The sequence below is a fragment of the Marinimicrobium hydrolyticum genome, assembly GCF_030848505.1.
In the GTDB taxonomy this organism is placed as follows: Bacteria; Pseudomonadota; Gammaproteobacteria; order Pseudomonadales; family Cellvibrionaceae; genus JAVDDU01.
Genome location: NZ_JAVDDU010000002.1, coordinates 496,331 through 519,822, shown reverse-complemented (window position 1 = coordinate 519,822; position 23,492 = coordinate 496,331). Strand labels below are relative to the sequence as shown.

18 protein-coding genes are annotated in these 23,492 nt (G+C 56.2%); 11 read left to right on the top strand and 7 right to left on the bottom strand.

From position 1 onward, the window contains the following. Positions 1 to 4 precede the first annotated feature (4 nt). Positions 5 to 1,060 carry a LacI family DNA-binding transcriptional regulator gene (locus RBH33_RS05440; protein WP_306731128.1) on the bottom strand — a complete coding sequence of 352 codons (1,056 nt, stop codon included), beginning with the start codon at positions 1,058 to 1,060 and terminating at the stop codon, positions 5 to 7. Between the two features lie 597 nt (positions 1,061 to 1,657). Between RBH33_RS05440 and RBH33_RS05435 the strand changes: the two genes are divergently transcribed. Then, positions 1,658 to 1,966 carry a hypothetical protein gene (locus RBH33_RS05435; protein WP_306731127.1) on the top strand — a complete coding sequence of 103 codons (309 nt, stop codon included), beginning with the start codon at positions 1,658 to 1,660 and terminating at the stop codon, positions 1,964 to 1,966. 97 nt (positions 1,967 to 2,063) lie between these two features. After that, positions 2,064 to 3,647 (top strand): glutamate--cysteine ligase, encoded by a 1,584-nt coding sequence (gene gshA / locus RBH33_RS05430; RefSeq protein ID WP_306731273.1) that lies wholly within the window; start codon positions 2,064 to 2,066, stop codon positions 3,645 to 3,647. A gap of 9 nt (positions 3,648 to 3,656) precedes the next feature. Here gshA and RBH33_RS05425 read toward each other — a convergent pair whose 3' ends face one another. After that, entirely contained in the window at positions 3,657 to 4,157 is a 501-nt protein-coding gene (locus RBH33_RS05425) for a flagellar basal body-associated FliL family protein (protein WP_306731126.1), read from the bottom strand. A gap of 106 nt (positions 4,158 to 4,263) precedes the next feature. Between RBH33_RS05425 and RBH33_RS05420 the strand changes: the two genes are divergently transcribed. From RBH33_RS05420 to RBH33_RS05410, 3 genes are all read left to right on the top strand, one after another. Further along, positions 4,264 to 4,749, top strand: a complete 486-nt coding sequence (locus tag RBH33_RS05420; RefSeq protein ID WP_306731125.1) for a disulfide bond formation protein B — start codon at positions 4,264 to 4,266, stop codon at positions 4,747 to 4,749. A 117-nt stretch (positions 4,750 to 4,866) separates the two neighbouring features. Continuing rightward, positions 4,867 to 5,337 (top strand): sigma D regulator, encoded by a 471-nt coding sequence (gene rsd / locus RBH33_RS05415; protein ID WP_306731124.1) that lies wholly within the window; start codon positions 4,867 to 4,869, stop codon positions 5,335 to 5,337. Positions 5,338 to 5,422: 85 nt separating this feature from the next. Beyond that, positions 5,423 to 6,424: a WD40 repeat domain-containing protein gene (locus RBH33_RS05410; RefSeq protein WP_306731123.1), complete on the top strand. Its 1,002-nt coding sequence runs from the start codon at positions 5,423 to 5,425 to the stop codon at positions 6,422 to 6,424. Between the two features lie 97 nt (positions 6,425 to 6,521). Here the strand turns inward: RBH33_RS05410 and RBH33_RS05405 are convergent, their stop codons facing one another. Continuing rightward, positions 6,522 to 7,247 (bottom strand): BamJ family beta-barrel-assembly machinery protein, encoded by a 726-nt coding sequence (locus RBH33_RS05405; RefSeq protein WP_306731122.1) that lies wholly within the window; start codon positions 7,245 to 7,247, stop codon positions 6,522 to 6,524. Between the two features lie 292 nt (positions 7,248 to 7,539). Here RBH33_RS05405 and RBH33_RS05400 point away from each other — a divergent pair, with 292 nt between their 5' ends. Continuing rightward, positions 7,540 to 8,508, top strand: a complete 969-nt coding sequence (locus RBH33_RS05400) for a hypothetical protein (RefSeq protein WP_306731121.1) — start codon at positions 7,540 to 7,542, stop codon at positions 8,506 to 8,508. 53 nt (positions 8,509 to 8,561) lie between these two features. Here the strand turns inward: RBH33_RS05400 and RBH33_RS05395 are convergent, their stop codons facing one another. Then, positions 8,562 to 9,062: a TIGR02444 family protein gene (locus RBH33_RS05395; protein ID WP_306731120.1), complete on the bottom strand. Its 501-nt coding sequence runs from the start codon at positions 9,060 to 9,062 to the stop codon at positions 8,562 to 8,564. Positions 9,063 to 9,206: 144 nt separating this feature from the next. On the opposite strand from RBH33_RS05395, the gene RBH33_RS05390 reads away from it, so the two are divergent. Continuing rightward, a complete protein-coding gene (locus tag RBH33_RS05390; RefSeq protein ID WP_306731119.1) occupies positions 9,207 to 11,087 on the top strand; it encodes an ATP-binding cassette domain-containing protein in 1,881 nt (626 codons plus the stop codon). 99 nt (positions 11,088 to 11,186) lie between these two features. Continuing rightward, complete coding sequence (locus tag RBH33_RS05385) at positions 11,187 to 12,692, top strand: Ppx/GppA phosphatase family protein (RefSeq protein WP_306731118.1); 1,506 nt, start codon at positions 11,187 to 11,189, stop codon at positions 12,690 to 12,692. A gap of 34 nt (positions 12,693 to 12,726) precedes the next feature. Here RBH33_RS05385 and ppk1 read toward each other — a convergent pair whose 3' ends face one another. The 3 genes from ppk1 to RBH33_RS05370 all read right to left on the bottom strand — a co-directional run bounded on the left by ppk1 (position 12,727) and on the right by RBH33_RS05370 (position 18,444). Then, positions 12,727 to 14,802, bottom strand: coding sequence for a polyphosphate kinase 1 (gene ppk1 / locus RBH33_RS05380; protein ID WP_306731117.1), 2,076 nt, complete (start codon positions 14,800 to 14,802; stop codon positions 12,727 to 12,729). Between the two features lie 126 nt (positions 14,803 to 14,928). Next, the gene (locus RBH33_RS05375; RefSeq protein ID WP_306731116.1) at positions 14,929 to 15,243 is read right to left on the bottom strand and encodes a DUF4156 domain-containing protein; all 315 of its coding nucleotides are present in this window, start codon (positions 15,241 to 15,243) and stop codon (positions 14,929 to 14,931) included. A 117-nt stretch (positions 15,244 to 15,360) separates the two neighbouring features. After that, positions 15,361 to 18,444, bottom strand: coding sequence for a ligand-binding sensor domain-containing diguanylate cyclase (locus tag RBH33_RS05370; protein ID WP_306731115.1), 3,084 nt, complete (start codon positions 18,442 to 18,444; stop codon positions 15,361 to 15,363). Positions 18,445 to 18,686: 242 nt separating this feature from the next. On the opposite strand from RBH33_RS05370, the gene RBH33_RS05365 reads away from it, so the two are divergent. The 3 genes from RBH33_RS05365 to RBH33_RS05355 all read left to right on the top strand — a co-directional run bounded on the left by RBH33_RS05365 (position 18,687) and on the right by RBH33_RS05355 (position 23,431). Next, positions 18,687 to 18,956, top strand: a complete 270-nt coding sequence (locus tag RBH33_RS05365) for an acylphosphatase (RefSeq protein WP_306731114.1) — start codon at positions 18,687 to 18,689, stop codon at positions 18,954 to 18,956. 270 nt (positions 18,957 to 19,226) lie between these two features. After that, positions 19,227 to 20,288, top strand: coding sequence for an efflux RND transporter periplasmic adaptor subunit (locus RBH33_RS05360; protein ID WP_306731113.1), 1,062 nt, complete (start codon positions 19,227 to 19,229; stop codon positions 20,286 to 20,288). Between the two features lie 11 nt (positions 20,289 to 20,299). After that, complete coding sequence (locus RBH33_RS05355; RefSeq protein WP_306731112.1) at positions 20,300 to 23,431, top strand: efflux RND transporter permease subunit; 3,132 nt, start codon at positions 20,300 to 20,302, stop codon at positions 23,429 to 23,431. The last annotated feature ends 61 nt before the right edge of the window (positions 23,432 to 23,492 follow it).

The window sequence follows — 23,492 nt, the reverse complement described above, 5'->3', positions numbered from 1 at the left end:
TTCTTTAAGATGACGCCCTTAATCGCTGTGGCTCGTCAGTGTTTCCGGCTGCTCGCGGTGGTGCGGTGGACTCGCGCACAATCAGCCGATGTTCAACAATTTCCGGGGCCTCACCAATGTCCCGCCCTTCGATGGCGTTCAGTAAGCGGCGCATGGTGCGTTCGCCAATTTCTTCTGTCGGCTGTACCACGGTGGTCAGCGGTGGATCCATAATGGCCGCGTAGCGAATGTCGTCGAAACCGACCACGGACACATCTTCCGGTACCCGCAAGCCACTGCGCTTGATCTCGTAGATAGAAGCCATGGCCATTTCGTCATTGGCGCAAAAGATGGCGGTGGGTGGCGCATCGAGGCTGAGCAACTTGCGCGTTGCCCGGCGTGCGCCATCAATACTTTGGTCGCCGTTGGCTACCCAGTCCCGGTGTTGGCCGAGCGGGCTGGATTTCATTGCATCCCAGTAGCCGCGCTCTCGGTCTCGGGTAAGCAGTGAGCTGCGCGAGCCGGCGATAAATCCTATCCGTTCATGCCCCAGTTGTAGCAGGTACTGAGTGGCTTCACTGGCGGCGCGTCGGTTGTCCACTCGCACGCTGGGAATATGGGCCAGCTCATCGGTGACGTTTTCACAGCCTAGCACGATCGGTGTCCGGCGATCCTGAGTGGAGTAAGCACTCGCTCCGGCAAAGGGCGAGGGACTGGCGAGAATGATGATGCCGTCAGCCTCTTTGGACATAACCATTTTGCAATACTCGTCCAGCTCCGGAGGGCTACTGGCGGTTTCTCGAATCAAAATGGAGTAGCCTTCTTCTTGAGCGACCCCGTTGATACCGCGCATGACGCCCTCCCAGAAAGGTAGCCCCACCGATTGCAGTACCACCATGACCAAGCCGGTTTTGCCTCGGCGGAAGTTGCGTGCGAGCGCATTGGGGGCATAGCCCGTCTGCGCAATGGCGGACTGAACCGCGGCCAAGGTCTTGCTCTTCACCTGGTCCGGGCTGTTCAGACAGCGGGACACGGTGGAGATAGATACTCCGGCAATTTTCGCGACTTCTTTAATGGACACAGTGTATGGGGCCCGCAGGCGTACTCCAAAATAGAAACGTTTTCATTTTTGGGCGCCGTTAGAGCGCCAAATGAGACTTGATGGCAGTATGCCGTGACTGGCTTTGGGGATGCAAGCGTTTTTCTGACCCCAGGTCGTGCAGGTGGTGCGATTGACCAATCTTGGCCATAGGGATGGCCTGCGTTTGGCTCTGATTGTTGTCCGTAACTGTCTGAATTATAAGCAATTAATTCAATATCGTTCGAGGGAATTCGAGGCTCGAATAAGGGTTGTTTATAAGCATCTTTGGGGGGATGGAGGAGTACTTATTAAGGAAGAGTATAACCAATACCGTTGTGGCACCTGTTCCTGAAAACGTTTCCTATATCGGGCTCCGTAGTCTCCATAGGGCGCTGAATGGCCTCGGATGAAGGGGGTAAAGCTGTCGAATGCCGGCGCCGGAAGCGCTTCTGAGGGTGCGACCGAGGTGGGTATCCTGTGGCCAGGATGTCCCCCAAAAAACCCCTTGCAACTGCCGCCGTAACCCTGAACAATTCCGTCTCGACCGACCGGTATCGCCCGGGAATTAAGATGCTTCCAAACGCTGTACGGTGATCAATGAGCGAGCTTTACATACTCCAGAACCAAGACAAACTGTTTCTCAGCAAGCAAAAAGAGTGGTTGGATGGGCGTGATCGCAATAGCCTGTTCAAGACGCCTCACAAAGATGAAGCGGTGAATCAGCGCGTGGAGATCAGCGCTAAGGATTACACTCAGCGGATTACCTTGATGTTGTGCCCGGTTGATGAGCGCGGCCTACCGGTGATCGCCCCCGAGGATCTGCCCCCGGCCCAACCCCGTCCGGCCAAAGACAGTAAAGACGCGGAAGCGGTGATGGACGACATGCTTTCCAATGTGGAAGAGTGACGTCATCCGAGCCACAGATCTTTGCCGTGCGGCGTGAGTGAGCCGTCGCCTTACTTGAGGATTCACCTTGCCCCATTCCAGTCGATACGCTAAGCACCTGAAGCATTTTGGCGGCTCTGACCCTAACCGTGCCCTGGGGGGAATCCTTCGAGGGGTGGAGAAGGAAAGTCTGCGCGTAACACCCGCCGGAGCGCTGGCGCAAACTGAGCATCCCCGCGCGCTAGGCTCGGCACTCACGCACCCTCATGTCACCACGGATTACAGTGAAGCCCTTCTGGAATTTATTACTGAGCCCTTTAATCGGGTTGGCTCAATCTTGCAGCAATTGGATCGGATTCACCGCTACACCTACGCCTCCATTGGTGATGAGTTGCTCTGGCCAGCCAGTATGCCGTGCTCGCTGGGCGACGATGCGCAGATACCGGTTGCGCGCTACGGAAGCTCCAATAGTGGCACCATGAAAACCGTGTATCGCCTCGGGCTCGGGCACCGCTATGGCCGGAAAATGCAAACCATTGCCGGGGTGCACTACAACTTTTCCCTGCCGGATGAATTCTGGCGCGAGTTGCAGGTTCAAGAAGGCGATCAGCAGTCTTTGCAAGAGTACAAAACCCAGCGCTACTTCGACCTGATTCGCAATTTCCGCCGGCATTTCTGGTTGCTGATCTACCTCTTCGGCGCTGCGCCTGCCGTATCCAGATCCTTTGTAGAAGGGCGCGAGCACCAGCTCGAGCCTTTTGGTGATGACCGGGAGACGTTTTACTCGCCTTACGCCACGTCCCTGCGCATGGGTGACCTGGGTTACCAAAGTGCGGCTCAACAGTCCCTGCTGGTGTGTTACAACGACTTGCCCAGTTACCTGAATACCTTGTGTGGCGCCATTACCCGGCCCCACCCGGATTACCAGGCCGTCGGCGTGAAAGACGCTCAAGGTCATTACCAGCAGCTCAATACCAGCTTGCTGCAGATTGAAAATGAGTTTTACAGCAGTGTTCGTCCCAAGCGCACCACTCGTTTTGGTGAAACAGCTCTGCAGGCATTGCGTTTGCGCGGTGTGGAGTACGTGGAGGTGCGCTGTGTCGATCTGGACCCTTATCACCCTCTGGGTATCGGTTCAGAGCAGATGCATTTTATGGACGCATTCCTGATCCATTGTCTACTCAGCGACAGCCCCATTACCGAACAGCAAGAGTATCGGCACATCCAGGAAAACCAAAAACGCATTGTCTACCGAGGCCGAGAGCCCGGGCTTAAGCTCTGGAACGGGGGCGGTGAACGAGCCATGGACGAATGGGCTAGGGAGTTGCTGGAGGAGATGTCGGACTGTGCTGCGCTACTGGATCAGTCGCAGGGCGACGGACATTTCCGCGCGGCCGTGGAGCATCAAAAGGCGAAGCTGGGCCATCCCGAGCTCACCCCCTCGGCTCGTATCCTGGCGGATATGAAACAGCAGGGCGTGAGCTTTTCCCGGCTGGTCATGAAGCTGGCAGAGCAACACAGAAAAGATTTTGAGGATCGGCCGTTGACGCCGGAATCCCTGGGCGCGCATCGTCACTTGGCTGAAGTGTCGCTGGCTGACCAGCAAGCACTTGAACAAGCGGAAGGGGTAACCTTTGAGGAGTATCTGCGCCGCTACTATGAGCAGTACCGGTGCTGCCAGGAAAGCCCCCAGCCGTGTTAAGCGGCGCCCTTAGCGCTGCACAACAAAGTTGCTGAACAGCAAATCCCTCACCAAGTTGGCTTGACCTTCCTCTTCCGTGAGCAGTTGATTGGTCTCTTCCAGGGCTAGTTGGCGCAACTGTTCCCGGCCGGTTTGGGTATTGACGGCCTCTTCGTCCTGGCGGCTAAACAGCAGCACCAAGTTGCCTCGAATCAGGGGCATGTGGTGCCGAACGATGGCGGCATCCGTGGAGTTTCGGACTCGGAGCGAGACATCGGCGCGCAGGTACTTAAGCCGGCCCGGCCCCCCATAGTTGACCACCAGAGCTTCACCTAGGGGCACGTAAATGCCACCGTCCTGCCGTTGTCCATCCTGCGCCCAAGCTCCGACGCTCACAACGGCGAGTGCCAGCAGCGCGATGGTCAGCAGAAATCGTTTGCTGGGAAGAGCGGCGGGGAGGCGATACGCGTGGTTCATAAATGTGTCTCGGTCGTTGCCTTTGCGGTCCTGTAATACACTATAATAGCTCAAATATACGCCAGAACCCGAACTCTGGCCGAGCGGCGCGTCTAACGGCCGGTCGCTTCGCCTTGGCGGCTTAGTTGCGCGGTTCCGTTCCGTCCCTTTGAGACCCTTTATGTTACCCAGTGTACGCCAGACCAACTTCCTGATTGTCTTCGCTTGTTCTCTCTTGCTTGCCATTGCTCTGTACATGGAGCACGTCATGGGCTTGGTGCCCTGTCCCTTGTGCATGACGCAGCGCGTGTTTGTCGCGCTCGTCGGGCTGCTGGCGCTGGTGGCTTTTGTGCATCACCCGCGGCGCCTGGGGCGGCGCGTGTACGCCAGTTTGGGACTGTTGGCAGCGGTCATTGGCGGTGGTTTTTCCACTCGACAATTGTGGCTTCAGAGCCTACCCCCGGATCGAGTGCCTGCTTGTGGGCCGGATTTGTACTATATGCTGGATGTGTTTCCTTTTTTGGACACGCTCAGAGTAATGATTACCGGCGATGGCAACTGCGCCGAAGTCAGTTGGACTTTTCTTGGTGTGAGCATTCCGGGCTGGACTTTGCTGGCGTTCGTGGCGCTCGCCGCACTGAATGTTTGGCAGTTCGTCCGGCGCTAACCACACCACTTGCCGCTACGAGCTGAATGGCCTATTGTGGGTTTTACAGAGCGCTCGTGAGAACGCCGCGCCGCAGTGAAGTCATTGCCAGAGTGAAGTAATTAATAGGACTAACCTATGCTAGAAGACTGTAAAACGGCCGAAGAACGTTGGGGCGGCGTGAGTAAATTGATTGACCGCTGGCTGGAGGCGCGTCGCCTCATGCTGGTGGAGTACTGTGCCTTGAGCGCGCTGAAAGAGCCTGAACACAGCGATCAGGTACGCGGCGGTAAGCTGCGTTACTTGTGCGAAATTTTGGTGGACTATGTTTCCGCCGGACACTTCGAAATATACGACCAACTCATAAAAGAAGGGCGCGAGTTTGGTGATGAGGAAGGGCTACGTGAAGCCGAACGCCTGATTACCAAAGTGGACCAAACCACGGCCGAGGTCTTGGATTTTAACGATAAGTATCTCGAGACCGACGATCTGGAAGCCCTGGAGCGGGACCTCTCTCATTTGGGAGAAACCCTGGAAACCCGCTTTAGCGCCGAAGATCGCATGATCGCCATATTGCATACGGCCCACAAAGAGCTGGTAGGCGCCTGAGCGACGGCGGACTGACAGTCGTTTGCTGGAGAGCCTGCTAAGCTGTAGGTAGGTTCTCCATTCATTATCTTGGGTTGCGCGCCCCATGCCGAAACGCTTTGCTATTCATGGCTCCCTCATCGCCCGCACGCTGGGCGCCGTCTTTGTGCTTCTGGCACTGTCAGGTTGTGAGCGTCCGGGGGAGCCGGAAGCCAGCCTGGAGGTGGCGGTACGTAGCGTTTCAGCGGGCGTACTGGTGGGGGATCGGGCTCTGCTTGGCTCCACCCGCCATGGCGGCAGCTACTGGAATCTGACTACCCAGGAACGGCTTTACAGCTGGAATCACACATCGGGCGAAGCTACCTTAATGACCGCCGTTGGTCTGTCCCCTCAGGCGGACTGGGCCTTAACCTCTGATCGCAACACCTTGGTACTTTGGAACGCTCAAACCGGCGCTGCAGAACAGTTCTGGAGTAGCCCCGCTGAGGTGATCGACCTTGCCCTGGGGGTGGAGGGTGAGCGAGCTTTCCTCGGCTTAACCGACCATCGAGCGGCTCTCTACAACGTTAAGCGCGGCGGTGTTATACGCAGCTTCCCACACGAAGGTCCTGTCACCACGGTATCGCTCAGTGCCGATGGCCGTTTGGCATTAACGGGTTCAGACGATGGTTCCGCCGTGTTGTGGAATGCCGACAACGGAGAAGCCTTGGCGCGCCACAGGTACTCAACCGATGTGCATTTGGTGCGCTTGAGTCCAAACGGCGAGCGCGCCCTGTCGGCGACTCGTTATGACGGGGTTTCCATATGGTCCACACAAGACGACGACGTGTGGAAGCTGCCCCAAGGTGAAGAGCGTTTGAAGCGAGGCTTGAGAATTTCCGCCGCCCGCTTTAGCGACGACGGGGCCTATCTGCTGACAGGCCGGCCCGACGGACTGGTGCAGCTTTGGGATCTGGAGGCGCGGACTCTCATGTACACATGGCGCCTACCCAAACGCAAGCGCTTGCAGCCCACCGCCACCGTGGTTTTGGATGTGGGCTTTACCGAAGATTTGAATCGCTATAGGGCTATGAGCTCGAACGGTTTTGTGCATGAATTGGCCTACTAACCCGGTAACGTAAAGCCAAGAGTAAAAACACGGATAGGCTTTTCGAACACCCATAAAAAAACCCGCCGGAGCGGGTTTTTTTATGGGTCGACTCAACTTACTCGTCGCCGCTGGTTTCCACTTCCAACAATTCCACTTCAAAGATCAGCGCGGCGTTGGGGGGGATGGGACCGTTGCCGCTGGAGCCGTAGGCCAAGTCTGGCGGAATGTAGAGCTCCATACGGCCGCCTTCGCGCATAAGCTGAAGGCCTTCAGTCCAGCCGGCGATCACACCAGTCAGAGAAAAGGTGGCCGGTTGGTCACGCTCGTAGGAACTGTCAAAGACGGTGCCATCCAGCAGTTGGCCACGATAGTGGACAGTAACCGTGTCGTCCGCTTGCGGTTGTGGGCCTTCACCTTCTTCAAGCACCCGGTACTGAAGGCCACTTTCTGTGACTTCAACACCTTCTTCTTCGGCGTTGCTGGCAAGAAATGCACGCGCTTCGGCGAGGTTGGTTTCGGCCACGGCACTGTGCTCGGCTTGGCGACGGGCCATCTCTTGTTCTTGGAAGGTACGCATCACCTGAGTGATTTCCTCCTCGCTAAGGCGGGGTTCGACGCCATCGCGCATATCTCTCAATGCCAGGGCAAAGGCGTCGGGCTCAATTTGCACTCCCCCTTCCGCGAAGTTCTCCGCCAGGTTCATGCCGAAGATATAGTTGACCTTCTCTTCGAGCGTGTTCAGTTCAGTGACCCTTTCCTCTTCGTCCTGGGCCTCTCCGCAGCCGACCAACAACCCGGCGGAGGCGAGAAATCCCAGTAACAGTAGCTGCTTACGTAACATGGTGTTTACCTTCTTATCCTGAATGTAGTTAACCTGGGTGGATACCTCAATAATGAGCCGTCATGGTATACCAAGTGAAGTTAAAATGCGCCCTTACCGGTCTTCCCTTCGATAAATCTTCGCCTACTGGCCCGTTGGACATTCGAGCCGGCTAAAAAATCGTGTTCGGCTTTAAAAAATTGCCCTTTACCCACCTAAAATACGGGGTGGGGCTGTACACATTTTTTTTCCCGAAGACTACAATGAAACCCACACATCTTTTGTAGCACCCGACTCTGACAGGAATTGACTTATGGCCGCTAAAAAGAACGCAACACCCAGTTTGACTCAGCTTGAAAATCAGATCGCCCAGGTGGAAGCCAAGTTGGACAAGGCCCGCCGTAAGAAAGTGCGGGACGTGGAAAAAACGGTTTCGCAAGCCAAATCCAGTCTCGACACAGCCCGTAAAAAGCTGCGCGTGCTGCGCAACAAGAAGAGCGCGGCCAGCAAGATCAAGAGCAATACCGCCGCCGCTCAAAAGCGCTTAAAGTCGGCCGTCAAGGCGTTTGACGATCAACAGAGCCAAGTAGAGCAGCTCACAAAGCAGCTGGATGATGCCAAAAAGGCCTATGCGGAAGTGAAGACCGAACAGCAGAACGCCGACATGCGTGCTCGCGAAGTGGCCAAGTCTGTCAAAGCGGTAGAGAAAAAGCTGAAGAAAAAAGCCTCGAGCAGTCCGAAGCGCGCCAAAAAAACCGCCAGTAGTAGCAAGGCCGCCAGTAAAGGCGCTGCAGATACCGGGACAGACGCCAAAAAAACCACGGCCAAGAAGGCCGCTGCTAAGAAGACTACCACCAAGAAGACAGCAACCAAAAAGGCTACCGCAAAGAAAGCTCGCACAAAAACCGCTGAGCCCGGTGCGTCCACCGCACCGGCGAAGAAAAAAGTAGCGGCTAAGAAAGCGGCACCGAAAAAAGCCGCTGCGAAAAAGGCGACGCCTAAAGCCAAAGCGGCTAAAGCGAGTTCCGGTGCGCCGGAAGCCAAACCGGCTCCAGTGGCTGAAGTGGCTCCCAAGCCCACACCCGCGCCGGTGTCTCAGCCCGCCACCCCCGTTCCAGTAAAAACACCGGAGCGGCCCCAGTACGGTGAGCCCGGCCATGGCACCACGCATATGATTGAACCGCGGGAGTCCGAGCTGCCCAAGCCTGAGCCAGTACCCGAGCGGCCGGCGACTGGGAGTCTGTTCGATAAGGGCTTCTATGACACCGATGACAAAATCTAACTGACCGTTAGACCTTTAAGGGGAGCGCTATCGCGCTCCCCTTTTTTAATGCCTTAAGGCTTATCGATGGCGCACAGGATTTGTTGCATCTCCTGGGTGAGATACGGCGGTAACCTCAGGTGGTGTGCATAAATGGCCAAGTTGCTGCCCGGCACCACTTGCTGGCGCTCGGTTCCCGCGAGCCAGGTGCGACCGAGTTTTTCTAAGCGTATCTGCACTACGCGCTCCGCCTGCAACTCCGCGGCCTTGATTGCTTCACGGGTATCCTCAATCGCCTTGTCGCTCACACCGTAGTGTTGCTTCATCTCCATGCGAAGTTTGCGTAGAGGTAGCACGGCGTCTTTGTTCCAGGTGGCTATGTGAGCTTCTGCCAGTTGTATGCGGGTGCTATTAATCGCCATGGATTCGGTTTCCAGCCAGCGCAGCCAGAACAGAATATTAACGTCCGCACGCCATTGGTTTTGGAGCATCAGGCATAGGGGCTCAACGCCGGGGTAGCGATAGAGTCTCAGGGAAAAATCCCAGAGATGGCTGGAAAGCGTGGACAGTGTCATGACAGTGGTGGCCTTCCTAAGCGTAAACTTGCCTGGCAATTTGGGTTGTGGGGCATGCGAGTCATCCTGGATACGCATAACATTGGCTCGGCTGCCGCCTGAAAGGCGTATACAAGCCGCAAGCCTATCCATAGAATACGCGCCATGATTCAACTACAGCAAGTTTCTTTGCAAATTGGCCGCCAGTTTTTACTGCAGTCGGCCGATTTGACCGTCTTTCCCGGGCAAAAAGTCGGCCTGATCGGTGCCAACGGCAGCGGCAAATCAACGCTTTTCCAATTGTTGTTGGGCCGGGTGGCCAGCGATAGTGGTCAGTGGGATATGCCTCGCAACTGGCGCATTGCCCACATGGCCCAGGAAGTGGAAGCCCTGGAACGAACCGCTCTGGACTATGTTTTGGACGGTGACCAGGAGTTGCGGCGCCTGGAGGCTAGCCTTGAACAGGCTCACGGCGAAGCACTGGCTCGGCTGTACGCCGATATGGAGCGTATTCAGGCTTACTCGGCGCCCGCCCGCGCGCAACAGTTGCTGAGCGGCCTTGGCTTTGCGCCCACGGACAGCGAGCGGCCGGTGTCTGACTTTTCCGGTGGTTGGCGGATTCGATTGAATTTGGCCCAGGCATTGATGTGTCCTTCGGATTTACTGCTTCTGGACGAACCCACCAACCACTTGGATCTGGATGCTACCCTCTGGTTGGAGCAATGGCTGCAGCGCTACCCGGGCACCTTATTGATTATCTCCCATGACCGGGACTTTCTCGATAATGTGGTACAGCGCATTGTGTCTATCGAGAATAATAAGCTCAACAGCTACACCGGTAACTACTCCTCCTACGAGCAACAGCGCGCCGAGCAACTGGCCCAACAGCAGGCGAGCTTCGAGAAACAGCAGGAGCGCATCGCTCACATGCAGGCCTACGTGAACCGGTTCCGCGCGCAGGCCACTAAGGCGCGTCAGGCTCAGAGCCGCCTTAAGGCGCTGGAGCGTATGGAAACCATTGCCCCCGCCCATGTGGACTCGCCGTTTCAGTTCAGTTTTTTTCCGCCCGGTAAAATGTCCAGCCCACTCATTAAACTGGCCCAGGCGGACATAGGGTATGGTCAGTCGCCGGTACTGCAAAATGCCAACTTCAGCGTATTACCCGGTACCCGCATCGGCCTGCTTGGACCCAACGGGGCGGGCAAATCCAGTTTGATCAAAACTCTCGCAGGCGACTTGCCGCTATTGGCGGGCGAGTGCGTGAAAGGAGAAAATTTTAACCTGGGGTACTTCGCTCAAGATCAATTGGAAGCGTTGGATCTGGGTGCTTCCGCCGCCTTGCATATTCAGCGCCTCTCCCCCGGAGCGCGAGAGCAGGAAGTGCGCAACTTCTTGGGCGGTTTTGGTTTTCAGGGTGACCGGGCGTTCGAGCCGATTCGGCACTTTTCCGGGGGCGAAAAAGCTCGCGTGGCGCTGGCGATTATTACCTGGAAAAAGCCCAACGTCATGCTGTTGGACGAGCCCACCAACCACTTGGATCTGGAGATGCGCCAGGCACTTACCGTTGCCCTGCAAGACTTTGAGGGCGCGGTAATTGTGGTGTCCCATGACCGACACCTGCTGCGCAATACAGTGGATGAATTTGTCCTGGTGGCCGATGGCAAGGTGACCGACTTTGATGGCGACCTGGACGATTACTACCGTTGGTTGCTACAGCGACGTCAGCAAGAAGGTGCGGACGAACGCAATGCCGGCGCCTCCCCCGACAGTAAAAAAGTATTGCGACAGAAAGCGGCGGCGCGGCGGGAGCAACTCAAGCCCTTGACCAATAAGCGCAAACAACTGGAACGAGACATGGCCAAACTGCAGGCGCAGTTGGCTGAGTTGGACGCGAAGTTAGCCGATGAGGCGCTCTATACCGACGAGAAAAAGGGCGAGTTGGCGCAGTTGTTGGAAGACCAAACTCAACTGCGCAGCCGCCTCTCTGATCAAGAGGACCTGTGGCTTGGCGTTTCGGAGGAAATAGAAGCGCTGGAAGCGGAGTGACGCCAACTTCTCGTAGACAGTATTTTCGGTGAGTGCCACACTGCCAGCATGATCCTGCTGGCCAGTGTCACTGGCTAGCCTCACTCTGCGGGCTTCAACATGTTTAACTTGTCTCGCCTTTTCGCCGACCGCGCCGCGCATATCGCAGCCATTGATCTCGGCTCCAACAGTTTTCACCTGATTATCGCCCGCTGGGAAGACGAGCAACTCACCCTGCTGGACCGACTGCGGGAGCCAGTGCGTTTGGGCTGGGGTCTTGAGGACAGTGGCGAGTTGGATGCGGCGGCCTGGGAGCGCGCCATGGCCTGCCTGGAGCGATTCGGCGAGCGATTGCGGGAGTACCCGTCGCGTCGGGTACGGGCCGTGGGCACCAAAACCTTACGCAGTATTATCGATTCCCAGGAGTTTTTACAACAGGCCCAGCAGCGCCTCGGGCATCCCGTGGAAATTATTTCCGGCGAAGAGGAAGCGCGCCTGGTATACCTGGGAGTGGCCCACTGCATTGCACCCGGTGAGGGGCAGCGGGTGGTGCTGGATATTGGCGGTGGGAGTACCGAAGTGATTCTCGGGCGCGGTATGGCACCAGAGCTTAAGGAAAGCTTGAGCATGGGTTGCGTCGCCTTAACGAAAAAATTTTTCATCGAGGGTAAGGTGACCGACACCCTCATTACACGCGCGCGAGTCGCGTGTTTACAGGAGCTGGCCCCTGTCAGTGACGCCTTCGTAGAGGCCGGCTGGAATGAAGCACTGGGCGCCTCAGGCACAATCAAGGCCGTGGCCAAGGTGTGCGAAGAAAACGGCTGGAGTGATGGCACCATTACCGAAGATGGCCTACACAAAATCATCGATCTTTATCGCCGCCACAAGACTCTGGAGCTCGACATCAAAGGACTGCCTGACGATCGCCGGCCGGTCTTTTTAGGCGGTGTGATCGTCCTGGCGGCGCTGTTTGAAAGTCTCCGCTTGGAACAAGTCACGGCCGCGGACTGGGCTTTGCGTGAGGGGTTGTTATACGATCTGAAAGGGCGGTTGGAAGATCGCGATATTCGAGAGGAAAGCATCAACGCTCTGGCGCGCCGCTTTCATGTCAACCTCGACAAAGCCGCCCAGGTGGAACAGACTTGCCTAGCCTTACTCGAACAAGTGGAAGAGCCCTGGCAGCTGAACCGGGTCGAGGCCGGCAAACTGCTCACGTGGGCGGCGCGGCTTTACGCGCTGGGGCTGGACATTGCCCACGGTGATTACCACAAACACAGTGCCTATATTGTTGAGCATGTGGATCTGGCTGGTTGCTCGCGGTTGGAGCAAAAACATCTGGCCGCACTCGTCTTGGCGCATCGCAAACGGTTCCCCGTGAAAGATTTTCCCATGGAGGAGGCCCACCTTATTCATCTGGCGATTCTGCTGCGACTGGCCGTTATTTTTCACCGGACACAAAAGAAAAGCGGGCCGCCGCCAGTGTCAATCAACGTGGGAAAAAGCCGGCTTAGGTTAAGTTTTCCAGCGCAATGGCTGGACTCGAACCCGTTGACTCGGGCAGACCTGGAAACGGAGCGGGGCTATTTACAGGACTTGGGGTACCGTTTGGTATTGGCCCGGCATTAGCCCGGCCACTCCCTAATTAATAGTGGCACTTAACTCAGTGCCTGGCCGCCCACTGCTCCAGCAATACGGCTTGGGCATCAACAATCGCTTCATCTTTTGCCGGTTTGACCCGCTCGTAACTGCCGTTGGATTGCAAAATCCAAGCGCGGCAGTTATCGCTTAGGTATAAATCCAGGTCGGCGAGAATTCGCTCACGGGTTTTCTTGGCGCGGATTGGAAAACAGGTTTCCACTCGGTGGAACATGTTGCGCGCCATCCAATCGGCACTGGAGCAAAAAATTTCCGGCTCGCCGCCGTTTTCAAAATAAAAAACCCGCGAGTGCTCCAGGAAGCGACCGACGATGGATCGCACCTGTATGTTCTCTGAAAGCCCTTTCACCTGTGGCCGCAATTGGCAGATGCCGCGGACAATTAAGTCAACTTTAACACCCGCTTGAGAGGCGGCGTAGAGCTCGTTGGTAAGCTCTTCCTCGTACAGTGCATTCATTTTCAGAATTATGCGCGCTGGCCGACCCTGTTCGGCGTTTTCCCGCTCGGTGCGAATACGACGAACCATGCCCTTGTGCAGGGTAAATGGCGCGTACATAACCGCATCCATTTTAGAGGTTTTTCCTAAGCTGCTGAGCTGCAAAAAAATTCGGTATATGTCCGAGCTGATCTCCCGGTCACCGGTTATCAACCCGTAGTCGGTGTATTGCAGAGCGGTTTGTGAGTGATAGTTACCGGTACCCAAGTGCACGTAGTAGCGTAGCGCTTTGCCTTCGCGGCGCGCCACCAGCAACATTTTGGCGTGGGTTTTAAAGCCTACCACACCGTATATCACATGGATGCCATAGCGCTGCAGGCGTTCGGCCAGGGCGACATTGCGCTCTTCGTCAAAGCGCGCTCGCAGCTCGACAATCGCGGTAACTTCCTTACCTGCTTTGGCAGCCGCTACCAGAGCGTCCACAACGGGAGAATCGGTTCCGGCCCGATAGAGCGTTTGTTTAATGGCAAGCACATCCGGGTCACTGGCTGCTTCGCGCAAGAAGTCCACCACGCAGTGGAAGGAGTCAAATGGGTGGTGCAGTAATATGTCGTGCTTCTGCAGGGCCTCGAAGTAACTGCTGGTGCGTTTGGGCAATTTGATCAAAGCCGGCACAAAAGGTGGGAAGTACAGCTGAGTGTCTTTAACGAAATCGAACAAGTCGGTAAAACGATTCAAATTGACCGGCCCATTGATCAGGTACAGGTCCCGCTCCAGGATTTCGCAGCGCTGAAGGAGAAACTGCACCAGCTCGTCAGGACAGGTGTCCGTTAATTCCAGGCGAACTTCATCCCCATACATGCGATAGGCGAGTTCCCCTTGGACCGCGCGCAGTAAGTCCTCGGTTTCCTCTTCATCCAAAAAAATGTCCGAGTTTCTGGTAAGACGAAACTGATAACTGTCGATCACCGTCATGCCGACGAACACTTCCGCCATAAAATAGTGAATGATGGAGGACACAAAAACGAAGCTCCGGCTGCCTTCGGAAAGAGCTTCTGGGAGTTCAATCATATGGGGTAGGGCCCGGGGGACCTGCACAATGGCGCGGCCCGAGTTGCGCCCAAACGCGTCCTTGCCATCCAGCTTGACGATAAAGTTGAGACTCTTGTTTAGAATGCGCGGGAAAGGGTGCGCGGGGTCCAAGCCTATAGGGCTTAGCACAGGCAACACATCGGATTCAAAGAACTGTTTGAGATACTGAATCTGTGGCTCGCTCCACTCTTCTCGGCGCAATACTCTGATCTGTTGCGCACGCATCAGCGGCAGCAGTTGTTGGTTCAGCAGTTGGTATTGCTCGTCTACCAACGCGTGGGCGCGCTTGGAAATCTCTGCCAGCGCCTCTTCCCGGCTCAGGCCGTCGGGCCCGATACTTGAGGGGTGTTGTAACTCCAGTACTTCCACCAAGCTCCCCACCCGGACTTCAAAGAACTCATCCAGATTACTGGCAAAAATGCACAGGAAGCGCAATCGCTCTAAAAGGGGTAGTTGGTCGTCGTAGGCTTGGTGGAGCACCCGGCGGTGGAACTCCAACAGACTGAGGTCGCGGTTAAAAAAAGCGTTTACCACGGGGTAACCTTTACTCATACAAAGTGCTTCAGCCTACGGCAGGTATGTGACAGGAATAAGACAGAGGAGGCTAGGCGAGTCTGGGTCGGACGGAAGCCCACGCCAGAGTTGGCGGGGCTTCTTGTGCGGACGAGCAGGGCGCTCCTATTTACATTGGTACATGGCAAAGCTCTGACGGCCGTCTTTCGGTTCGGACGTGGGTACTATGGTATCCGCCCCCATGCGCAGAGCTTCGTTTCTGCCTAGATTCAACAACTCCTGGGACACTTTATCGCGGCTACGGGCTACGGGCCCGACCTTGTCTGCCACCCTGACGTTGGTCTCACTGAGCTTTTCACAGCCGCGTACGTTAGCCATGGTGCCGACCACGATGTCCTCCGCGTCGTCTTCGACCTTTACCCAGGTGCAGGCGGTACCGGCCAGAGTAGCGGCGATGATGAGCACGAGCAGTTTTTTCATGGGTGTATCCTCAATGGGTGGTGGGCTTGATGGTCTCTACACTAATCCCAACCCCCGCGCCTTTCAATAGAGCGCGTCACCTTTTTGCTCATTTGTGTGTTGCGATAGCCGTTGCACTCAGTCCGTCACAACGACACAGTTACGGCCCTTTTCCTTGGCTTGATAGAGCGCCTTATCGGCGCGCTTTAAGGCACTTTCAAAGCTGTCATCCGGTCGGATATTGGTCACCCCAATGCTAACGGTAACCCGAAGTGGGATAGGTTGCTGCTGTTCGTAGCTTCGCTCTTCAATGGCTTTGCGCACCTTTTCCGCCAATAGGTGGCTGTCCTCCGGGCGGTTGGTGGCACACAAAATAACAAACTCCTCGCCGCCCCAGCGGCCCAGGTAATCACTGGAGCGCAGATGGCTCTTGGCCGCATCGGCCAACTCGCACAGAATCCGGTCGCCAGCATCGTGACCGCGCCGGTCATTGATGCGTTTGAAGTGGTCGATATCCATAAGCATCAAGCAGGTGCCTTTTTTCGTTTCCAGGTTGGCAAAAATGCCTTCGGAAATCTGCGCCACGCCGGCGCGGTTGTAGAGCCCAGTCAGGGGGTCGGTGATTGCCTTGCTACGATACAGTTCAGCGCGCACCTGCAGGGTAATGTACTTTTGTGCGAACAGCAGTAGAGCAGCGAACAGCAGTGCATATAGGCTGTAGGCCCACCAGGTGCGCCAGGGTGGCGCCAGTATCGTGATGGCCAGGGTTTGCCCCTCGACCCAGTCGCGCCCATTGGTGGAGGCCCGAACTCGGAAACGGTACTCGCCCGGATTTATATTGGTGTAGGTGGCCGTGGCAATTTGGCCGATGTTGTTCCAGCTTCGGTCAAACCCTTCAAGCATATAGCTGTAGCGCATGGTGCCGCTTTGCCGGAAATTCAGTGCGGCAAAATCGAACGAGAACATGGTGTCCTGGTGACCGAGCGTGAGAGCTTGGGTCGTGAGAATTGACTGGGTTAAGGGTGAGCCCTCGGTACCTATGTACATTTCCCGGTTAAGAATGCGTAAGTTGGTGATAACCACCGGGAACTCGGCACTTTCTCGCACCAGATCGTCTGGATGAAAAACGGTGATGCCTTCCGAGCTGCCAAAATACAAATTGCCTGCTCGATCTTTCAGCGTTGCGTCGCGATTGTAGTGACTGCCCGCCAAGCCATGCTCGCGACCAAAGTTGGTGATTTGTCCGGTTTCCACATCAAGCCGGGCCAGGCCGCTGGCGGTGGCCAGCCAAATGGTGCCCGTGTCGTCTTCGACAATGCTGGAAATATTGGAGGAGGGGAGGCCGTCGGGTACGTCCAAGTGAGAAAATGTACGGGTGTCAGGATCAAAGATATTCACCCCCCGGTGCTGGGTGCCCACCCACACTTTGCCAGTACTGTCTTCATACAGCGAACGAATGTTCGGGCTGCTAATGGCGTTGGGAGCACCCGTACCTGCTGGAATATGAGTGAACTGTTCGGTTTCGAGGTCGAGAATGTCCAAGCCGGAAAAACTGCCCACCCAGAGCTTCCCGTGTCGGTCCTCAATCACGGCGGGAATGAAGTTGCCCGAGACGCTATTGCCGCTGCCCGATGTATGAACAAAATGGCTAAAGCTGTCGGTGTCCGGGTGGTATCGGTTCAAGCCGCCATTCTCGGTACCTATCCAGAGTGTATTGTCCCGGCTCCGGGTAATGTTCCACACAAAAGTGTCATTGAGGCGGGTGGGGTCTGAGCGGTCCGCGGCGTAGTGAGTAAATTGACCGGTGGCCGGATCCAAGCGGTGCAAACCGCCGGCCCAGGTGCCCACCCAGATTTGGCCGTCGATATCCTCTTCCAGAGCCAGCACCGGGTTGGCTTTAAGGGAGTAGGGGTCTGAAGGCTTGCTCAGGTAACGAGTGAATAGCCCGGTGTCGGGGTCTAGGGCGTTCAGCCCACCTTCTGTGCCCACCCAAATCGTGCCGTCACGTGCTTCGAGAAAGCGCAAGATGGCATTATGGCTGATGCTGGTCGGGTCATTGGAGCGAGTGGTGTGGTGCTTGAACACCTGGGTACTGCGGTTGTAAAAACTGACCCCGGACGGAAAGGCGCCAATCCACAAGTCATTCGCGCTGTCTTCAAACACTACTCGCACTTGGTTTGAAACCAAGCTTTGGGGGTCATACGGCGAATGCAGGTAGTGGTCGAAAGACTGAGTCGCCTCGTCAAAGCGCGCCAGACCACCTTGGTCCAGCGTGATCCAAATGATTCCTTCGCTGTCCTGAGTGATATCCCAGACGATATTGACTCGTAGGGAGCGCGGATCATCTGGGTGGTGCCTGAAATGCGTAAAAACCCCTGTTTCAGGGTCGAGTAGGCTGATACCTCCACCGTAGGTACCCAGCCAGACGCGACCCTGGTCATCGTGGGTGATGACTCTAACACTGTTGTACGCCAGGGAATTGGGGTTATTCCGGTCATTCACCAGGTAGCGGAAGCGTTCGGTTTTTGGATTGAATACGGCGACACCCATGCCGGCTGTGGCGACCCAAACCTGGCCTTGGGCATCGACGGCCAGATCGCGTACTTGTTCAATGTTCGGACCGGATTCGACGGGAGGGTTGAACCTGTGCACGGTCATGCTGCTGCGGTCGGGGCTGATCACATGAATAGCTCCCGCTCCCCCAGCGTATAGCGTGTTGTCCTTACCAACGGCCAGCCCGGTGATGGCCTCTGAGGTAAACCGGGTGCGCCCTACGGTTTCGAAGTGCGTAAAGTCATCAGTTTCTGGATGATAGCGGCTTAAACCGCCTTCGCTTCCTTGCCAGAGAACGCCATTCCGGTCCAGCGCCAGTTTGGTAATGTAGCTGGCCGGAAGGCTGCGTGGTATTTGCGCCTCGGCTTGATAGACGCGCAAGCTGAGTCCATCGTAACGACCCAGGCCGTTTTCCGCCCCCATCCACATAAATCCATAGGTATCCTGCACGATGGTGTTAACGCCCCCCATTTGATGGCTGGCGGCTTCTACGCGAGACAGGGGGTTTTCAAAGCGCACGATGGGCGCTCTTGAGTCGGACGAGTTTTCGGGCTCAGTTGCAGCGGCGGCTGTGCTCAAAAGAGAGAAAATCAATACCCACAGCACAAAGCAGAACCTGTACCGCCCTGTTTCGTGGGAGATGCTGCGAAAATGGCGCGCTGTGATCATTCGCTGGTTCCGGCCTTTCGTTGTGACTTGGCACATGAGTCACTCCTACTTGAAGCATAGCTAACTTTGTTCTCTGGCACACGCAAATGGGATTGGCAATGTGTCCAAGCGCACAGGTTGGCTTGTTACATGGTGGGGCATTGGTCCCAAATGGCTTGAAAGTCCTAATTAATAGGACTTCAATACGTGGGTTACCGCAGTTAGTGGGCTAACCTATAGCGAAATCGTATAAGGAGAATTTGGTGTCAGAATGCAAACACTATCGGATCAGCGGCCGCGTGCAGCGGGTTTCTTACCGGGCCACAACACAGGCTAAAGCGAAAGAGTTGGGCCTGACCGGCTGGGTGCGCAACTTGCCCGATGGGCGAGTTGAAGCCATGGCTTGCGGCAGCGAACAGGCGCTGCAGGCCTTTGAAGGCTGGCTTTGGCAGGGGCCGCGCCGTGCGCAGGTGACTGATGTAGAGGCTGCAGAGGCGGAGCCCGAAGCCTGGCACGACTTTGTGGTGCGTTGAGGTTCTGGTTGCGCACAGTCAGGCATGAAATTGCGCTTTTGAACTTCCCGTACGTCTCTGCCTCTTACTCCGCGTCAGTGCGCCAGTAGGTAAATAAGTGTTAATCATGCCTCTGCACATTACAGCGCCATGGATCGGTGCCGTAGAATGTGTCGCACCAGCGCCAGAGGCTCAAGTGGGCAGGTTAACCCTCTGCCAGCTCCCCTCGCTCCGTCGAAGCCGCACTGAGGTACTTTGGCGCTCCCAAAATCGTATTACCGGTGAGCAGTGATGATAAGCAACCGAATTCTCGCCCTGGTAGGGCTTGTGATATTTACTAGCCCGTTGTGGGTTCTGGCCGATAGCGGCCCGGAAGTCATTGTCCAGCAGGTGTTTCAGGAGAAACTCTCCAGTCGCGTCGAAGCGCTGGGCAGTTTGCGCGCCAACGAATCCATTCGTCTCAGTTCCCAGGTGACCCGCACGGTAACCCGCATCAATTTTCAGGACGGTCAACGTGTATCCAAGGGGCGAGTGCTGGTTGAAATGACCAGTTCCGAAGAACTGGCGTTGCTGGATGAAGCGCGCATCAACGCGGAAGAAGCTCGTAAACAGAAAGAGCGCGTCGAAGCGCTGGTACGCCAAGGTGCGGTGTCTCAGTCGAACCTAGACGAACGCGTACGTCAGTATGAATCCGCCCAGGCACGTTTTAACGCCATTCAGGCGCGTTTGGATGACCTGCGTATTCGCGCGCCGTTTGACGGCGTTGTGGGCCTGCGCAATATCAGCGTCGGTGCGTTGGTTTCGCCCGGTGAACTGATCACCACGTTAAATGACGATTCGCAAATGAAGCTGGACTTCACCGTCCCCTCCATTCATCTGCGTCATTTGCGCGTGGGCCTGCCCATTGAAGCCCGCAGCCGCGCCATGGGCGATCAGGTGTTTATGGGCGAGGTGTACAGTATTGATAACCGTGTCGACCCGGTGACTCGATCCATTACCGTGCGTGCTCTTTTACCCAACGACGGGCAGCAGCTCATGCAGGGGCTGTTGATGAACGTTACCCTCAGCACTCGTGAGCGCGACGCGGCGATGATTTCTGAATCAGCCCTGATCACCACCGGCAGCAACCACCATGTGTTCGTAGTGCAAGGTGACGAGGGCAACCGGCGCGCGGAACGGGTGGATGTCACCATCGGCCAGCGCACCGTAGGTCGCGTGGAAATTTTGTCCGGCTTGGAGCCGGGCCAGCGTGTGGTTACCCATGGCGTGCAAAAAGTCCGCGATGGTGAGCCGGTGCGTATCCGTGCCGAGGAAACCGGCTCGGAAGCACTCAGCGACTTGCTCAAGAGGTAACGCCGGCCACCATGATTTTATCTGATGTCTCCATTAAACGACCGGTTTTTGCCTCGGTCATCTCTTTACTGCTAATTGCGTTCGGTCTGTTGGCGTTTGATCGCCTGACTCTGCGCGAATACCCCGATATCGATCCCCCGGTTGTTTCCATCCGCACTGACTACCCCGGCGCGGCGGCGGCCATTGTGGAAACCCGAGTGACCCGGGTTATTGAGGATCGAATCGCCGGTGTGGAAGGGATCGAATACATCACCTCCACAAGCGAGAACGGTCGCTCCAGCGTCAACGTGCGCTTTAGGGTTGACCGGGACATCGATGCGGCGGCCAACGATATTCGTGACCGTATTTCCCGAGTGTTAAACAACCTGCCCACCGAGGCGGACCCGCCGGATGTGCAAAAAGTCAGCTCCGATGAAGACGTCATTGTCTGGTTCAACCTAGCGGGCGAAGGTCGCACCGTGGCGGAGCTGTCCGATTACGCTGAACGCTACCTGGTGGACCGCTTTTCCGTCATCGACGGCGTGGCCCGCGTGCGCGTGGGTGGTCAGCGACGCTACGCCATGCGCGTCTGGCTGGACCGCCAAGAACTGGCAGCCCGGAGCTTGACCGTTAACGACGTGGAGGCGGCATTGCGTGCGGAAAACGTTGAGCTTCCGGCAGGCAGTATCGAATCCGACCAGCGTCACTTTACCGTGCGTATGGCGCGCCAATATCTAAGCCCCGAGGATTTCGCCCAACTGGTTCTGTCTCGTGGCGACGACGGTTACCTGGTGCGCCTGGGCGATGTGGCCAACGTGGTTATCGGCACAGTGGAAGATCGAAATATTTTCCGCGGCAACCAAGTGCCTATGGTGGGCATTGGTGTGATCAAGCAATCCACCGCCAATACCATCAATGTCGCCCGGGCAGCGCGTCAGGAAGTTGAGCGTCTCAACGAAACCCTCCCCGAGGGTATGAGCCTGGAACAGAGTTTCGACAGCTCGGTGTTTATCGAGCAGGCCGTGAAGGAAGTTTACTTTACGCTCACCGTCGCCATTGCCATGGTGATACTGGTGATCTATCTGTTCCTGGGCAGCGCCCGGGCCATGCTGATTCCCGCCGTGACAGTACCCGTATCCATTATCGCCACGTTTACCGTGCTCGCCATGCTGGGTTTCTCGGTCAACCTGTTGACCTTGTTGGCACTGGTGCTGGCCATTGGTTTGGTGGTGGACGATGCCATTGTGGTATTGGAAAACGTCGTTCGTCATATTGAAGAAAAAGGCAAGCCGCCTTTGCTCGCCGCTTACGAAGGCACACGTGAAGTTGGCTTTGCGGTCGTTACCACAACACTGGTATTGATTTCCGTTTTCGTACCCATTGCCTTTCTACAGGGAGACATCGGCCGTTTGTTTTCCGAATTCGCCCTTACCATGGCGGCGGCTGTAGCTTTCTCTTCGCTCATTGCCTTGACGTTATCCGCCATGTTGGCTTCCAAGCTGCTCAAGAAAAAGAGCGGCACCAACAAGCTGGTGGAAAAGATTGATCAAGGTATTGTGTGTTTGCGCCACTACTACATGGCCGCCCTGCGGGTATGCTTGCGGCGCCTACCGTTGGTCTCGGTGATTTTTGTGGCGCTGTTGGGCGGCAGCCTGTGGTTGCTTCAGCATTTGCCATCGGAATACGCTCCGCGTGAAGATCGGGGTTCCTTCTTGGTCATTGTGAATGGTCCGGAAGGGGCCAGCTTTTCCTACATGTCCGAGTACATGAACGAGATCGAAAACCGTTTAATGAAATACGTGGACGCCGGGGACGTGAGCCGCCTGCTGGTGCTCGCGCCGCGCGCCTGGGGTGCGCTTGAGCGGTACAACAGCGGTATGGTAATTGCGACACTGCCGGACTGGAGCGAACGGCGTAGCGGTTTTGACATCATGAATGATGTGCGCGAGGAGTTGAGCGATTTGCCCGGCGTAGCCGCTTTCCCGGTGATGCGCCAAGGTTTCGGCTCGGGTACGCAAAAGCCAATTCAATTCGTAATTGGCGGGGGCACTTATGAAGATCTGGCCAGTTGGAGGGATATCTTGTTAGAGAAAATCGAGCAAGATAATCCCGGTTTTTCCGCTTTGGATTGGGACTACAAAGAAACCCGCCCTCAATTTGAAGTACGTATTGATAGCGATAGTGCGGCCGACCTAGGCGTTAGTGTTCGCAACGTGGGTCAAACTCTACAGACCATGCTTGGGTCTCTGCGTGTCACCACGTATATTGACGATGGTGAGGAGTACGAAGTGATGCTGGAGGGGCAGCGGGATACCCAGCGAACCATCGACAGTTTGGAGAATATTTACGTCCGTTCCGAGCGCAGTGGCGAGTTGATTCCACTGGGTAGCCTTGTCACCGTGAACGAATTTGCGGATGCCGCTCAGTTGAATCGGTACAACCGAATCCGGGCCATCACCATTGAAGCCAATCTTGAAAATGGCCTCACCCTGGCGGAAGGCTTGGCCCATTTGGAGCAGCTGGTTGCTGACCACCTTCCAGAGCATGTGGTCATCGATTACAAAGGCCAGTCCCTGGAGTACAAACAGGCCGGTGATTCAGTGATGTTTATCTTTTTGCTGGGCATCATGATCACCTTCCTGGTATTGGCCGCGCAGTTTGAAAGTTACGTGCATCCACTGGTGATTATGCTCACCGTGCCTTTGGCCATTGCCGGTGGCTTGCTCGGGCTTTACTTCACTGGCAATTCGTTGAATGTCTATTCACAAATTGGTTTGGTAATGCTGGTGGGCCTGGCGGCGAAAAACGGCATTTTGATTGTGGAGTTCGCCAACCAGCTTCGGGACAAAGGCGTGGCGTTTGCCGAAGCGTTGGAAGAAGCCGCCGCTACCCGCATGCGCCCCATCCTGATGACCGGTATTACCACTGCCGCCGGAGCCATGCCGCTGGTGTTGTCCTCCGGCGCTGGGGCGGAAACCCGCGCGGTGATCGGCGTGGTGGTTATCTCCGGCGTTTTGGCGGCAACACTGTTTACTCTGTTCATTGTGCCCTGTGCCTATAGCCTGTTGGCGCGCAACACGGGTTCGCCCAATGATGTGAAGAGAAACATTGAGCGGCTCAGGGCGGAACACCATCGAGAACCCCTTTCGCAGCCGGTAGAGTAAATACTCGGCTAATAAAGCCCCGTTTGCCGCTCGACCATTAGCGCGAGCGGGGTCGCTACAA